13 protein-coding genes and 1 pseudogene are annotated in these 14,445 nt (G+C 61.4%); 4 read left to right on the top strand and 10 right to left on the bottom strand.

Annotated elements, in window-relative coordinates; genetic code table 11:
* Positions 1-27: 27 nt before the first annotated feature.
* From RO009_13125 to RO009_13100, 6 genes and pseudogenes are all read right to left on the bottom strand, one after another.
* On the bottom strand, positions 28-966 hold the full coding sequence (locus RO009_13125) for a LysR family transcriptional regulator (GenBank protein MDT3685969.1): 939 nt from the start codon (positions 964-966) through the stop codon (positions 28-30).
* A gap of 198 nt (positions 967-1,164) precedes the next feature.
* A pseudogene (locus RO009_13120) lies at positions 1,165-1,824 on the bottom strand (ABC transporter ATP-binding protein).
* Complete coding sequence (locus RO009_13115; protein ID MDT3685968.1) at positions 1,802-2,575, bottom strand: ABC transporter ATP-binding protein; 774 nt, start codon at positions 2,573-2,575, stop codon at positions 1,802-1,804. The pseudogene RO009_13120 and the gene RO009_13115 overlap by 23 nt, the downstream one beginning before the upstream one ends.
* A complete protein-coding gene (locus RO009_13110) occupies positions 2,572-3,567 on the bottom strand; it encodes a branched-chain amino acid ABC transporter permease (protein ID MDT3685967.1) in 996 nt (331 codons plus the stop codon). Before RO009_13110 ends, RO009_13115 begins: the two co-directional genes overlap by 4 nt.
* On the bottom strand, positions 3,564-4,436 hold the full coding sequence (locus tag RO009_13105; protein ID MDT3685966.1) for a branched-chain amino acid ABC transporter permease: 873 nt from the start codon (positions 4,434-4,436) through the stop codon (positions 3,564-3,566). The genes RO009_13110 and RO009_13105 overlap by 4 nt, the downstream gene beginning before the upstream one ends.
* A gap of 36 nt (positions 4,437-4,472) precedes the next feature.
* The gene (locus tag RO009_13100; GenBank protein MDT3685965.1) at positions 4,473-5,687 is read right to left on the bottom strand and encodes an ABC transporter substrate-binding protein; all 1,215 of its coding nucleotides are present in this window, start codon (positions 5,685-5,687) and stop codon (positions 4,473-4,475) included.
* A 9-nt stretch (positions 5,688-5,696) separates the two neighbouring features.
* Here RO009_13100 and RO009_13095 point away from each other — a divergent pair, with 9 nt between their 5' ends.
* From RO009_13095 to RO009_13080, 4 genes are all read left to right on the top strand, one after another.
* Positions 5,697-5,966, top strand: coding sequence for a hypothetical protein (locus RO009_13095; protein ID MDT3685964.1), 270 nt, complete (start codon positions 5,697-5,699; stop codon positions 5,964-5,966).
* Between the two features lie 361 nt (positions 5,967-6,327).
* Positions 6,328-7,581, top strand: a complete 1,254-nt coding sequence (locus tag RO009_13090) for a Xaa-Pro peptidase family protein (GenBank protein ID MDT3685963.1) — start codon at positions 6,328-6,330, stop codon at positions 7,579-7,581.
* 119 nt (positions 7,582-7,700) lie between these two features.
* A complete protein-coding gene (locus RO009_13085) occupies positions 7,701-8,798 on the top strand; it encodes a GTP-binding protein (protein ID MDT3685962.1) in 1,098 nt (365 codons plus the stop codon).
* Positions 8,799-8,900: 102 nt separating this feature from the next.
* Positions 8,901-11,057, top strand: coding sequence for a molybdopterin-dependent oxidoreductase (locus RO009_13080; GenBank protein MDT3685961.1), 2,157 nt, complete (start codon positions 8,901-8,903; stop codon positions 11,055-11,057).
* A gap of 141 nt (positions 11,058-11,198) precedes the next feature.
* Here the strand turns inward: RO009_13080 and RO009_13075 are convergent, their stop codons facing one another.
* Genes RO009_13075 through narI form a run of 4 tightly spaced genes read right to left on the bottom strand, consistent with a single transcriptional unit; the run spans position 11,199 to position 14,441 of the window.
* Entirely contained in the window at positions 11,199-12,482 is a 1,284-nt protein-coding gene (locus tag RO009_13075; protein ID MDT3685960.1) for a molybdopterin molybdotransferase MoeA, read from the bottom strand.
* 43 nt (positions 12,483-12,525) lie between these two features.
* Positions 12,526-12,819 carry a hypothetical protein gene (locus RO009_13070; GenBank protein MDT3685959.1) on the bottom strand — a complete coding sequence of 98 codons (294 nt, stop codon included), beginning with the start codon at positions 12,817-12,819 and terminating at the stop codon, positions 12,526-12,528.
* Positions 12,820-12,828: 9 nt separating this feature from the next.
* The gene (locus RO009_13065; protein ID MDT3685958.1) at positions 12,829-13,659 is read right to left on the bottom strand and encodes a peptidylprolyl isomerase; all 831 of its coding nucleotides are present in this window, start codon (positions 13,657-13,659) and stop codon (positions 12,829-12,831) included.
* A gap of 5 nt (positions 13,660-13,664) precedes the next feature.
* On the bottom strand, positions 13,665-14,441 hold the full coding sequence (gene narI, locus RO009_13060) for a respiratory nitrate reductase subunit gamma (GenBank protein ID MDT3685957.1): 777 nt from the start codon (positions 14,439-14,441) through the stop codon (positions 13,665-13,667).
* Positions 14,442-14,445: the final 4 nt, after the last annotated feature.

The raw sequence follows: 14,445 nt of genomic DNA, 5'->3' as shown, positions 1-14,445 counted from the left end.
AAGTTTGATCGATTCTGGCGATCACTGTCACCCTCTCACCGCACTTGCAGCGACCTTCTGGGAAACGACGGCTCCGGTGGCGACGCGCTCGATTTCGTCAAGGAACGCGACACAAGCGGCCGACAATTCGTGCTTTGCCCGGGATATCACGGCAACCTGCCAGGGCGGCATCGGCGTATCGAGCTCCAGCAGCGCGATCGACGAGGGCTTGCGGTCGTCGAGAAAGAGCTGTGATGGCATCAACGTCACGTAGTCGCCATTCTCGACAAGAGCGCGCGCACAGGCAAAGGACGTGCACTCGATCGTGCTCTTGGGTGGTGCGAGGCGGTTGGATGTGAAGGTCTTTTCGAAAACGTCGAGCCCAGTATGGCTCCGACCGTAAATGATCCAGTCAAGGTCAAGCAGGTCCGCAAGCTTGAGGTCGCGCGCGCCGACCAAGGGATGATTGGCGCGAACCACCGGCACTAGTCGTTCCTTGACCAGATTGACAAAACTTATTGTCTCGTCACGCGGCCGCGAAGGCACCAGGCTGATGGCAACATCGACCTCGCCGCTACGGATCGCCGGCAGCATGTCCGGGTAAACAGCTTCCGAAATGCGAAAGCTCACTCGTGGACGCGCGCTCTGGAACTTGGCCACTGCCCGCGGCAGCAGGCCCATGGCAACGGTGGGCGAGGCAGCCACGCGGATTTCGCCGATCTGGGCGCCCTGGATCATCTGTACATCGGTGCGCGCATGACGCAGCTCCGCTTCGATGATCCTGGCGCGCGCCAGCAGTGCCTCGCCCGCAGCGGTCGGTACAACCCCGCGGGCTCCACGATGCAGGATCACGACGCCGATCTCGTCCTCCAATTGCTGCAGGCTCTTGCTAATAGAGGATTGCGAGAGACGCAGGTTCTTGGCGGCCTGACGGAACGTGCCGGCTTCAATGACAGCAATGAAATTCCGGAGTTGAATTAATTTCATTCGGATCACCCCGAAACAGTTTTCGAGACCTCACGCCATCAGAGTCCTGCCAGGACCCTGCCACTTTCACGCAGGAGCGCGCGCAGGATTTTTCATAACCCCGCCGTCACTCGTGTGCTCTGGGTTGATGACATTTTCCCGCCCTTCCTCGCCTTGTCCCGACGCACCAAAATACGCGGCCATTCTGTCGGTATCAGCGGAAAGCTCGGCTGAAGCTCCATCGTACATGATCCGCCCGCGATCCAGCACAATGGTGCGCGGTGCAAAGCTGAGGGCAACATTCACATATTGCTCCACAAGGATGATGCCGAACTCTCCAGTATCCCGCAGCAGCTCGAAAACCTCGAACAGCCTCTCCACGATCACCGGCGCAAGGCCTTCCATCGGCTCGTCCAAAAGCAGAAGCCGGGGATTGCCCATAAGCGCCCGACCGATGCTCAGCATCTGTTGCTCGCCGCCGGATATCTCGAGACCGCCATTGCGGCGGCGCGACTTCAGGTTCGGAAACAGCTCGTACACGCGTTCGAGATGCCACGGTCCGGGTTGCGCGGCGATGAGCAGATTCTCTTCCACCGTCAGCGAGCGAAATATATCGCGCGTCTGCGGCACGTATCCGATGCCGCCGCGCGCACGATAATAGCTGGCGAGCGAGCCAACTTCCCGCCCGCGAAATTCAATGCTCCCGGCGTGCAATCGCGTCTGCCCTGCGATCGTCTTCATCAACGTGGTCTTTCCGACGCCGTTGCGCCCGAGCACCGCCAGCACCCCGCCCGGCTCCAGCGCAAACGAGACGTCCTCGACAATGACGGTCTGACCGAATCCGGCTGTCACCCGGTCAAGCCGCAGCAGAGCGGCCATGTTTGCTGTCTCCAAGATAAACTTCGCGTACGCGCGGGTCAGCGGCGATATCGCCAGGCGCCCCTTCCACCAGGATGGAGCCTTGCACCAGAACCGAAATCTGTTGGGCGAAACGGAACACCAGATCCATGTCATGATCGATCAACAGCACCGCTATTTCCTTTGGCAGAGTCGCGATGATGTCGAGAATGACGTGGCTTTCCGCGGTCGGGATTCCGGCGGCGGGCTCATCAAGCAGAAGGACTTTGGGACGCAGCGCCAGCGCGATGGCGATCTCAAGCAGTCGTTGACGGCCATAAGGCAATAGCTGTGCCGGCACATGAGCGACATCGCTCAAACCGACGCGGTGGACCAATTCGTCGACGTGGACAAGCTGCTGGCGATACTTGAACACGGAGCGCAACAGATTGCCGGCGATACCCTCGGATTCGGCGACCGCGAGAAACACGTTTTCACGAACGGTCATCTTGGGGAATAGCGAGGTGATCTGAAATGTCCGGCCGATGCCGAGACGGATACGGCTCGCTTCATCCAAAGCGGTGATGTCGGCGCCGTTAAGCAGCACCGTGCCGGACGAGGGTCGCAGGCGCCCGGTGAGAAGATTGACGAATGTCGTCTTGCCCGCGCCGTTGGGGCCTATCAGCGCCCGACGCTCGCCGGGCCGAAGCGTGAAGTTCACGTTCGCGATGACCGGGTTTGAGCCGAACGAGCGGTTGAGGCCGCGGGTTTCCAGCGTCGCAGTGTCCATCATGGGTTCCTGCGCCGCTTCATGGTTTCGACAACGCGCTCGGCGATGCCAAGAATGCCCCCCGGCGCCAACAACACCAGGGCGATGAGAACGATGCCTTGACCGAGGAACCAGTTCGCAGGGTCCTGCTTCGCCAGCAAATCCTGGGCGACCATGAAGACAGGCACGCCGATAAAGGCGCCATAGAGACGGCCCGAACCGCCGAGGATCAACATAATCAGGATATTGCCCGACAGTTCGAAGCTGAGCGAATACAGCGCAACGAACTGGGTGCTCTGCGCTTGCAAGGCGCCTGCCAGGCCGGCCAGCGCCGCCGAGATCACATAGACGATGAGTCGCCGACGCATGATCGGACAGCCGATCGCCGCCATGCGCGCATCATTTTCGCGGATGCCACGCAGCGACCAGCCGAACGGCGAATTGATCAGCGCCCGCACAAAGACGAAGACCAGAAACAGCGCGGCCAGACTGTAGAAGAACGCAGTCTTGCCACGGAAGTCGAACTCGAACAGACCGAGCACCGGTGCAAAGGAGACGCCCTGCAGCCCGTCTTCGCCGCCGGTCAGACCGGTTGCCATGTTGGCGATCTCGTACAGCAGGAAGGCCGACGCCATTGTCAGCATCAGCAGCGTCAGTCCCTTGGTGCGAAGAATGGCGACGCCGAATATCAGGCCGGTGACGGCCGCCAGAGCCATTGCGCAGAGCGCGGTCAAAATCGGATCGGTAAAGCCGTGCACCGAAAGAATGCCGGCCGTATAGCCCCCGACGCCGAACAACCCGGCATGACCAAGAGTGACAATGCCCGCATAGCCCACCAGCAGATCGAGCGACAATGCGAACAGGATCATCACGAAAACCTGGGTCACCAGCGGCTCGTATCCCGGCAGCGCCAGTGGAAGTGCCGCCACGGCCAGCCATGGCAGCAGTTTCAATGGCTGGGTAAGAGCCGCAGGCACGGCCGGACCAGTGACCGGCGATGCAGAAACCATTGTCATGATGCGCCCCTGCGGCGTTCCATGATGCCGTTCGGCCGCCAAACGAGAAGGGCAAAGACAAAGACAAAGATGAAGATCGATCCGACTTCCGGCACAAAATACTTGCAAGCAGTGTCCGACAGTCCAATGGCCAGCGCCGCCACAAAAGGTCCCTTGATGTTGCCAAGGCCGCCGACGGCGACCACGATCAGAAAGTAAACGATGTACTGGAGCGGATAGGCCGGAGCAATGGCGAGCACATCGGCACCCAGACCACCGCCCAGCGCAGCCAGGCCGGTCCCGAGACCGAAAGCAGCAGCAAACAGCCGACTTGTATTGATGCCGATCGATTGCGCCATGGCGCGATCATCGACCGCAGCGCGGATGCGCGCCCCGAACAGGGTACGGTCAAACACGAACCAAAGCCCGGCGATCACCGTTGCGCCGAATCCGACCAATGCCAGCCGATAGGTTGGCAAGGCCAGATCAAGGATCGTCACCTGACCTTTCAGATAGTTCGGCAACTGGATCGGCTGGGCGAGCGGCCCCCACGCGATGCGCACGAGCGCAACCGCGACCAGTATCAGTCCGAACGAAAACAGCACCTGGTCCAGTTCCGAGCGGCCATAGAAGCGGCGATACAGCGTCCGCTCCAGCACGAAGCCGAGCGCGGCAACGAGGATGCAACCGATCGCCAGCGAGAGCAGGAACGGCACGCCAAGCCGGTTCATGAAGGTCACGGTGGCGTAGCCGCCCAGCATGGCGAAGACGCCGTGCGCAAGATTGACAAAGCCCATCAGACCCATCGTCACCGACAGGCCGACGGAGATCAGATACAAGATCATGCCGTAGGCGATGCCGAAGAAGAGAATTGTGATGAGTGTTGTCACGGTGTTGAGCCCGGCGTTGTCTGCGTACGCTTGTTCCTATTTCTTGTTGAAGGTCTTCCACGGATCGCCAAACTGGCCGACCGTTTCGAACTCAATGTTGACGAGAACCCCGTTCTTCTCCTCCACCCGGCGCAGATACAGGTTCTGCACCAGATCACCCGCCTCATCGAGCCGGATCGGCCCGCGCGGACTGTCCGGACTCGACCAGCTCCGCAGGAATTTCATAGTCGCATCGGGGTCGATCTTGCCCTTCTGCGCTTTAATGGCATCGAAGATCGCGCGCATGCCGTCCCAGCCCGCCATGCCGAAGAAGGTGGGAACCGAATCGGCACCGTATTCCTTTTTCCAGGCGGCAACGAATTCGAGATTGCTCTTGCGCGTCGCCGCCGGCGAATACTGACCGAGCGTGACCACACCGAGGGCGCTGCGGCCCATATTCGGTAATTCCTCATCGTAGGTGATGTCGGCCGGGCCGATCAGCTTGATCTTCGACTTGACGATGCCGACGTCGTCGAACGCCTTCATGAAGGCAGTGGCCTGCGGACCACCGGGATTGAACACATAAACGACGTCCGGATTTGCGTCTTTCACCTTCTGGAAATACGGCAGATAGTCGGTTGTCTTCAGCGCGATGCGCACCGAGCCGGCGATCGTGCCGCCGCCTTCGGTAAAGCCCTTGATGAAAGCAGCCTCGCCGTCATGCCCGGGAGCAAAGTCGCTCACCACCGTGTAGGCATTCTTCCAGCCTTGCTTCGCCGCCCACACGCCCAACGGATAGCTGGTCTGCCACAGCGTCCAGCCGGTCCGCACGACGTAAGGCGATTGCAATGTCACCGCGCTGCCGCCCGCGGTCATGGTGACGAAGGGCACCTTCGCCTGCTTGGTCAGCGCGGCAACCGCCATCGCGTTCGGCGTCCATTGTCCGCCGGTCAGAATCTGCACCTGATCGCGAAGCACAAGCTCCTGCGCAAGCCGCTTGGCAAGGTCAGGATTGACGCCGGTATCGTCACGCTTGATCAGTTCAACCTTGACGCCGGGCGGCAGGTCTTTCTCGTGCAGCTTGACGTACAGGTTGACGGCGCGATCAATCTGCTCGCCGAGCGCGGCATCGCGCCCCGAGTAAGTCAGGATCATGCCAATCTTGATTGTCTGCGAGACCGCAGGAGTGGCGGCAAGCCCCAGCGTCATCGCCGCACCAATGACGACTGCGCGGCGTGTCAGTCTCGCGCCGGACATTCCTATGAAGCTCATGATCCCTCCTTGAATTTTGACACTTCCCAAACCCGCCTAGCGTTCGCAGGCGAGCCCAACAACCATCAGTTGCTTCTGCCGCCCAGCGCACGCATGAGCGTCGGCAACTTTAAGGAAATGATGGCATCTGCGATCGCCTTGCGGCTTGTCATCGATCAATTTTACAGTTCGGACCGATCAAAAACTGATGCAGATTTTTGGAAAAATGATCGATACTGGCGATCGGGCGCCAGTGCTAAGAATGCTGGGCGCGGTGCCAAAACGCGGTGGGTAAACTGAATTTCCGCTGGAAAAACAATGCCCGCCCGGAGAGCCGGCGGCGAGGACGAGCAGCCGTCTCTCTCGGGATGGCTGCTCAGGCTCTGCGGAGTGTGGCTTGTTCTTTAGGTCTCTGAATATTCTAGCCGATCGAAGATGCGCGCTGTCGAGCACCGCTTGGTTGGCGGATATCGATCGCGCGATTCGGTTCAAGTCCGACAAGTTTTTATGGCAATGATCGCATTAAACTATCAGTGTTTTCTCACTCTGCATTACAGGGCGATCGCAGACTGAATAAACTGGCCAGAGTTCAGCCCGTTTGCTTCTAATGACACAGTCGAAGCCGCTGATCCCGCGGGCGAGACAATTGCGAGGATGATGCATGAAGTACAATCGACCGCAGGCAACCGCATCCTGGGGAATGATCGCCAAGGACTGGGAAAAGGGCATCGACTACGACCGGCTGGTGAAGGAGCGCCTCAAGCGCGCACAAAGTGCCATCCGCCACGCGGGCCTGGGCGGCGTCATCGCCTTCAATTTCGACAATATCCGTTACATCACCGGAACCCATATCGGCGAATGGGCGCGCGACAAGTTCATGCGCTACGCACTGTGCCCGGTCGAAGGCGCGCCGTTCCTGTGGGATCCGGCGCCCCCCGCCAAGCGTTTGTCGTCGCCCTGGATCGCCGACAATGTTGCGGCCCCGATCTCCACCATGCAGGGCGGATTACCCCTGCAGATGAACGTGCAGGGCGACTTCGCCAAGCAGATCAAGAAGGCGCTGGTCCATTTCGGCATCGAGAAGGAACCGATCGGCATCGACATCATGGAATTGCCGATGCTGCGGGCACTCGAAAAGGAAGGCATCGAGGTGGTCGACGGGCAGCAGGCGATGCTCGACGCGCGCGAGGTCAAGACCGCTGACGAGATCGAACTGCTGAAAATGGCCTGCGCCATGGTCGACGCCACCTATGTCGATATCGCAAGGGCCATCAGGCCAGGCACGCGCGAGAACGAGTTGGTGGCGATCGCACACGATCGGCTGTTCCGCATGGGCTCCGAGCGTGTCGAATGCGTCAATTCGGTATCGGGCCCGCGCGGACGGCCGCATTCCCACACCTTCTCCGACCGCATCATCCAGCCGGGCGACATGGTGTTCCTCGACATCATGCATTCGTTCAACGGCTACCGCACCTGCTATTATCGCACATTCATTTGTGGGGAGCCGAACAAGCATCAGATCGACGCTTACGAGACCGCGTCGAAATGGATCAGCGCGTCGATCGACATGATCCGGCCCGGCGTGACGCCCGACCAAGTCGCGCAGGTCTGGCCGGACGCCCGCGACTTCGGTTATCGCGACGAGGCCGAAGCTTTTCTTCTGCAATACGGGCACGGGGTCGGGCTTTCGCTATGGGAGCGGCCGATCATCTCCAAGCGCTATACCGGCCAGAACACCCCGCTCAAGGAAGGCATGGTGTTCGCGCTCGAGACCTGGAAAGGCGCCGAGGATGGCTCCGGCGCCGCCCGCATCGAGGAAGAGGTCGTGGTGACCAAGGACGGTTGCGAAATCATCACCAACTTCCCGTCCGATCGCCTGATCTCCTGCGGCCTACCCGGCTGCGAGGTGTTTTGACGCCCGTTGCACGGCGTCGTGTGCGGGGCTGGGCTTGTCCCGGCCTCCCACTTCTCTATGTAAGATTAGAGGGTGCATGCCCAGTGCGGGTGCGGGCATAGGGCCAATTGCGAGGCACGATGCCGCATACTCCGGTCACGATCCTTACCGGCTTTCTTGGCAGCGGGAAGACGACGCTGCTCAACCGCGCGCTGCGCGACCCGGGCATGACCCACACCGCCGTGGTGATCAACGAATTCGGCGAGGTCGGCCTCGATCATGCGCTGGTCACACGCAGCGACGACACCATCATGGTGCTGGAGAACGGCTGCCTGTGCTGCACCGTGTTCGGCGATCTGGTCGCGACACTCAACCGACTTTACCACGCACGTGAAGCCGGCGAGATTCCGAATTTCGATCGCCTCGTCATCGAGACCTCTGGCCTCGCCGACCCGGCGCCGGTGCTGCAGGCCTTCCTGTCTGACCCGACCTTGGCTGGTCTCTATCGCGTAGGCGCGGTTATCGCCATCGTGGACGCGGTGAACGGTCCCGGGACCCTCGATACCCATATCGAGGCGGTGCGCCAGGTTGCGCTCGCCGATCACATCCTGATCACCAAACGCGATCTGCTCGCCGCCGACCAGGCGAAGACGGTCGCGACGGAGCTTGTGGGGCGGTTGCGCCGGCTGAATCCGGGGGCGCGCATCACTTGGAGTGACGCGCCCGACTTCGACGCCGTCGCGCTGCTCCAAAGGACCGGATTCGATCCGGACTCTGCTTCCGCCGACGTGCGCTCCTGGCTCAATGAAGCCGCCTATGCACCGCATGCGCACTTCGATCATGCGCACGGCCCGGACGATGACCACGATCACGATCACCACCCGCATGACCGCGACATTGCTTCGTTCTGCTTTGTGCGGGAGCAGCCGATCGCGCGCGAGGCGTTGCGGCTCCTGCTCGATTCACTTCAGCAGAATCTGGGGCCAAGCCTTCTGCGGGTGAAGGGCATCATTCATGTCGCCGAAGAGCCCGAGCGGCCCGCGGTCATTCAGGGCGCCCAGCATCTGCTGCACAATCTGGCCTGGCTCGACCGCTGGCCCGACGCCGACCGCCGCAGCAAGATCGTGTTCATCACGCAAGGCTTTGAGCGGTCCGAAATCGAGGACATGATCGCGTTGCTTGATCGTGTTGCCGCACGCACCGCGGCCGCCCGCGCACGGGCGCAGGGCCCAGCCTGATCGCCAAATACTATCGGTCCTTTCTCATTCTGCATAACTTGGCGATCGCTCTCCTTGGTAGAATTTTTCCAAACCAGCGCGACCATGCGCCCGGAGAGCAGAATGAACATTCACCAACCGCACATCACCGGCACAAACTCGTCCACGACCGTCCTCAAGAGCGTGTGCCGCTCATGTCATGGCGGCTGCGGCGTGCTGATGCATGTGCAGGACGGCGTGCTGGTGAAGGTCGAAGGCGATCCTGACTCGCCGCTCAATCATGGCCGCCTTTGCCCGATCGGAACGGTGACGAAGGATCTGGTCTATCACCCCGATCGTCTGAAATACCCGATGCGCCGTCTCGGCGAGCGCGGCTCCGGCCGCTGGCAACGCATCTCCTGGGACGAGGCGCTGAACGAGATCAGCGAAAAGCTGCTTGCGATCCGCGAAGAGTCCGGCCCGGAATCGATTGCGCTTGGCACCGGCACCGGACGTCATCACATCCGCTGGGTGTCCCGCTTCGGTCACGCACTGGGCACGCCTAACTGGTGTGAGCCGGGCTTCGCGCAGTGCTTCCACCCGCGCGTCAATACCACCATCCTCACCATGGGCGACTTGCCGGTTTGCGACTACACCGGCAACGTGCCGCCCAAATGCATCATGTTCTGGGGTCACAATCCGCTCAATTCCGGCCCCGATGGCGAGACACGCTTTACCGTGCGCGAAGCGCTGGCGCACGACCCGAACATCATCGTCATCGATCCGCGCGAGACCGAACTCGCCAAGCGCGCCAAGCTATGGCTGCAGGTCCGCCCCGGCGCCGACGACGCGCTGGCGCTCGCCATGCTCCACGTCATCATCGGCGAGCGGCTGTATGACGAGCCCTTCGTCCGTCAATGGACCCACGGCTTCGAGCAACTGGCCGAATGCGTTAAGCAACATACGCCTGAATGGGCCGAGCCGATCACCTGGGTGCCGGCAGACAAGATCCGCGCCGCCGCGCGGATGTTCGGGCAGGCACGGCCGGGAATGCTCGAATGGGGTTGTGCACTCGAACACACACCGAAATGCATCCAGACGATCCGCGCCACCTCGATGCTGCCCGTACTTACCGGCAATATCGATGTGCCCGGCGGGTGGGTATTCGGCATGCACGGGCTCGGGCGCTTTCCGAGCCTGATCGAAAACCTTACACCTGAAGCCAGCGCCAAACGGCTTGGCGGCGATCGCTTCAAGCTCCTCGGGGGAGAAGGCGCCGACCTGCCGGCAGCACATATTCCAACGCTCATCGAGGCGATGCGTGACGGCAAGCCATATCGGGTAAGAGCCTTCCTGGTCTTCGGAAACAACACGCTGACCACCTTCGCCAACGCCTCGACTGCCTATGAAGCGCTAATGAAGCTCGACTTCATGATCTGCGCCGATCTGTTCATGACGCCGACGGCGGAGCTCGCCGACATCGTGCTTCCGGCGGCCTCCTGGCCTGAGATTAACCAGATCGCTGGTCTGCCGACGATCGCCGCGAATGTCGTACTGGCCAATCAGAAAGCGGTGCGCACGCATGAGTGCAAGTCCGACGAGGAGATCTTCGTCGAACTGGCGCGCAGGATGAAGTTGCCGGTCTGCACCGAGTCGGTCGAGGAGGTGCTGGATGCCCAGCTCGCCGCCGGCGGCCTTGGCATCACGTTCGACGAATTGAAACAACGCGGCTTCGTCAATATTCCGATCAAATACCGCAAATTCGAGCAAGGCGGATTCCGCACGCCGACTGGAAAGATCGAGCTCTACTCAACGCGCCTGGAACAGTTCGGCTATTCACCCCTGCCCTATTATGTCGAAGCGCCGGAAACTCCGATCAGCGCACCGGAGGTCGCCAAGGAATTTCCGCTGGTCCTGACCACCGGCGGACGCATTCCGCATTACTTCAATTCAGAACATCGCCAGATCGACAAGCTGCGAAAGGCGCATCGCGATCCGATCGCCGAAATCCATCCCGAGACCGCCGCCAAGTATGGAATCGTCAACGGCGGCTGGATGTGGATCGAAACCCGGCGTGGCCGCATGCGACAAAAGGTGAAGCTGACCAAAGGAATCGATCCCCGTGTCGTCAGCGCCCAGCACGCGTGGTGGTTTCCGGATCAGCCGGGGCCGGAATACGGCGTTTGGCAGTCGAATGTGAACCTGCTCACCGACAATCAGCCGCCCTACGACCCCGCCATGGGCACTTATCAGTTGCGCGCCTTGCTGTGCCGCGTGGCTCCTGCCACCGCTCCGCAATGAAGACTCTGCCTGCGATTGACGACACCTGGCACAAGACCTCTCCCTAGTCGCCGGGTGCCCTAGGACCGTGTGCCAACATCGAACTGTCGGCATGCGGTCTTTTTTATGCAGCATTTGTCGTTACGACGCAGCAGACTCCGTCTACAGGGCGAACCCGCTGATGAACGGATGAAACTTCACGGTCTCGCCCGGCAATATGTCGCCGGAGTTCTCGGGCAGTTCGGCAAGGCCGTCCGCCTTCACCAGCGACAGCAGACGATGTGATCCGCGCGGCAGCGACGCTACCCGCGGGCGGCCCCACGCGTCGATCGACGACGTCACGATCACCGGGACGAATTCCGTTCGGCCTGGGCTGTGGCGAAAGACTTCGCCCGCGACAGCGGCAATGCCGGAAAGCTCTTTCGGCTGTTCGCCTGCGAGCGCCCGCAGCAGAGGCCGCAGAAACAGAACCGCCGTCACCAAGGCTGACAGCGGATTTCCCGGCAGGCACATGATACGCGTCGCATGCAGACGGCCGATTCCGATGGGTTTGCCGGGACGCAGCGCGACCTTTAGCTGGCGACAGGTGCCGCCAGCCGCGCAAATGGCCGGAGCGATATGATCGGCATCGCTGCCGCAAATGCCGCCGGTCGTGATCAGCAGGTCTGTTTTGGCGGCGGCATCCCGGATTCGCTCAGACGCAGCCTTCCGGGAATCCTCGACAATCCCGAAATCGTGCAACTCGACGTCGGGCACTGCGAGCAATGCCGAGAGCAACGGCCGGTTGGTATCGACGATATGATGCGCCCCAAGTGCCTCTCCAGCCGAAACCAATTCGTCGCCGGTTGACAGTAAGCCGAGCCGCACGCGCGGTGTCACCGGAACATGGATGAGCCCAGCTGCCAGCAGCAATGCGATGTGCCGCGGATCGAGCCGAGTCCCCGCCTGCAGGAGCGGCTGCCCCGCCACCATATCTTCGCCTGCCCGGCGGATGTTGTCGCCAAGTGCAATTGGAGATTCGATAATAACGTCGTTGCCGGCGCGTCGTGTCTGTTCATGCGGCACGACGGCGGCCACGCCGGCCGGGACAGGTGCACCGGTCAGAATCTGCACCGTCGTGCCGGCGGCCAGTGCCGCAACCTCCCTATGCCCCGCCGCAATCCGGTCCGTCAGGCGCAACGGCGCGGCGCGGGATATATCGTCGCCATGGATTGCATAACCATCCATGGCCGAGTTGTCGAAACGCGGCAGCGGCATCTCGCTCGCAACCGGCGTAGCGATGACACGGCCTCGCGCCTGCGCTACCGGCAGAATCTCTATGCCAGAGACCGGTCCGACACCGTCCACAATCGCCGCAAGCGCCTCTGCGATCGAAACGAGCCGCTGCTGTGCCGGCAATTCGCAGCCGCATTCAGGCGAGACGGAAGCGGGGATCGCGATGATCATTGCCATTCGGCCGGCTGGCGCGGCGTGTCACTAGCGAACGCGATCATGCGCGTCCCGCGGGCTTCAATGCCAACGCCCAGATCAGCGACCGGCGCAGCAACACCAGTCCGGGTTCGGTTGATTGCCCCATCTGGCCGATCACCGTGACCCATTCCTCGTCACTCGCGGCCGAGGAAAACTGCTGCACAGCGGCACTTGCAAACTCGCCGGCAGTGATCCCCTCCTGCGTAGCGGCTTCGCGAATGCGCGCCGTCAAATGCAGATCATCAAGCGACAGAAGGGCCTCGGCCACGACAGCTTCATCATCAAAACGTGCAATCAGATCACCCAACAGCATCGTACTGCCTCAATTGACCCGGTGCTCGGCCGCACCTGGCATATCGATGCCGGTCACCGTCGCGGCGGATACCAGCCGGGCGATATATTGCGCGATAGCGCGGTGGTGCACGCTGTCGGCGAGATAATCCGCGATGCGGTCCGCCACCATCTCGAACGGCAGGTCCTGGCCATCAATGCGCCGGTCAAGCCGGATGACATGAAAGCCGTAGCGGGTCTCAACCGGCACCTGCGTCAAGGCGCCGGGGGGGAGCGCGAGCAGCGCCTGCTCGAATTCCGGAGTGATTTGCCCGGCCGAGATCTGCCCCAGATTGCCGCCTTGCGCCGCCGACGAACAAGCCGAATGCGCCCGTGCCAGATCGGCAAATTGCTCCGGTCGTTCGCGCAATTGCGCAATCAGGTTGGCTGCGAGCGCGCGGGCCGACGCGTAGCCTTGCGTGTCAGTCCGCTCCGCCGGGATCAGGATATGCGCCGCCTCGAACAGGTCAGCTGAACGGAACCGGCGACGATTCTGCTCGTAATAGCGCCGGCAGGTCCCAGTGTCCGCCACCGGCGTCGCAACCTCTTGCTCGATCAGGGCGCGGATCAGGGATTCCTCCTCAGTCTCTCGCCTCCCCTCGCCATCATCGAGCGGAACAGCCGCAACGCCGATCCGCCGCGCCTCCTGCAACAGCAATTCCCGCACCACCAGCGCATGCGCTGCCGCCTGCCAAGCTTTGATCGGCGACGCCGAAGGATGATTCTGGCTTTCGCGCGCGATCGCGTCGCGCGCGATGACGACACCGTTCACGACGACGAGGTCCGTTTTCGGCAGTAGTGCGTCGCGGACCGAACAACTCATGACGCTTACTCCGCGGGCGCCGGGCTCGGCGATGGCGAACGCGCCTGAATCACTTGCATTTTTCCGCCGCGATGAACCGGGACATTCTGCGGCGCTGCACGCGTGCTGCGCACCACTTGGTAGCCGCGCCGCCCAAGATACCAGATCGGCGCGCTCCAGACATGCACCAGCCTTGTGAAGGGAAAGACCAGGAAGATGGTCATGCCCAGGAACAGGTGCAGCCTGAAGACCGGATGGACATCGGCAATGAGCGCGGAGACGCCCGGCTGCAACGTCAATATTCCCTGCGCCCAGGTCATGAATTTCACCATTTCATGCCCGTCGAGATGGTTGAGAGACACTGGAATGGTCGCAAGTCCGACGATCAACTGGGCATAGAGCAGCAGCAGGATCGCGGTGTCGCCGAATGACGAGGTGCTGCGAATGCGTGAATCGAATAGCCGGCGGTGCACCAGCAACGTGATGCCCACAAAGCACATAATGCCGGCCACGCCGCCAATGACGATCGCCATCCATTGTTTGGCGGTATGCGATATACCCATAAAATCGAACACCCAGATCGGCGTCAACAATCCGACGAAATGTCCGAAAAAGATCACCAGAATTCCGACATGGAACAAATTGGAGCCCCACATCAATTGCCGCCGGCGCAACAGCTGGCTGGAGCCGGTCTTCCACGTATATTGCTCGCGGTCGAAGCGGAGCCAGCTTCCAACGATAAAGACGGTCAGGCATAGATAGGGATACCAGCCGAAGACGATGTAGTTGATGGCGTCGCGCATGGAT

This window comes from Pseudorhodoplanes sp. (assembly GCA_032027085.1).
Lineage (GTDB): Bacteria > Pseudomonadota > Alphaproteobacteria > Rhizobiales > Xanthobacteraceae > Pseudorhodoplanes.
Note: the sequence above shows the minus strand (reverse complement) of the source record. Positions and strands in the feature narration are given on the sequence as shown.

What these genes read in the sequence shown, in the direction of transcription:
- RO009_13125 (MDT3685969.1), bottom strand. Translation starts at nt 966, where the DNA reads ATGAAATTAATTCAACTCCGGAATTTCATTGCTGTCATTGAAGCCGGC.
- RO009_13115 (MDT3685968.1), bottom strand. Translation starts at nt 2,575, where the DNA reads ATGATGGACACTGCGACGCTGGAAACCCGCGGCCTCAACCGCTCGTTC.
- RO009_13110 (MDT3685967.1), bottom strand. Translation starts at nt 3,567, where the DNA reads ATGACAATGGTTTCTGCATCGCCGGTCACTGGTCCGGCCGTGCCTGCG.
- RO009_13100 (MDT3685965.1), bottom strand. Translation starts at nt 5,687, where the DNA reads ATGAGCTTCATAGGAATGTCCGGCGCGAGACTGACACGCCGCGCAGTC.
- RO009_13090 (MDT3685963.1), top strand. Translation starts at nt 6,328, where the DNA reads ATGAAGTACAATCGACCGCAGGCAACCGCATCCTGGGGAATGATCGCC.
- RO009_13085 (MDT3685962.1), top strand. Translation starts at nt 7,701, where the DNA reads ATGCCGCATACTCCGGTCACGATCCTTACCGGCTTTCTTGGCAGCGGG.
- RO009_13080 (MDT3685961.1), top strand. Translation starts at nt 8,901, where the DNA reads ATGAACATTCACCAACCGCACATCACCGGCACAAACTCGTCCACGACC.
- RO009_13075 (MDT3685960.1), bottom strand. Translation starts at nt 12,482, where the DNA reads ATGATCATCGCGATCCCCGCTTCCGTCTCGCCTGAATGCGGCTGCGAA.
- RO009_13070 (MDT3685959.1), bottom strand. Translation starts at nt 12,819, where the DNA reads ATGCTGTTGGGTGATCTGATTGCACGTTTTGATGATGAAGCTGTCGTG.
- RO009_13065 (MDT3685958.1), bottom strand. Translation starts at nt 13,659, where the DNA reads ATGAGTTGTTCGGTCCGCGACGCACTACTGCCGAAAACGGACCTCGTC.
- narI (MDT3685957.1), bottom strand. Translation starts at nt 14,441, where the DNA reads ATGCGCGACGCCATCAACTACATCGTCTTCGGCTGGTATCCCTATCTA.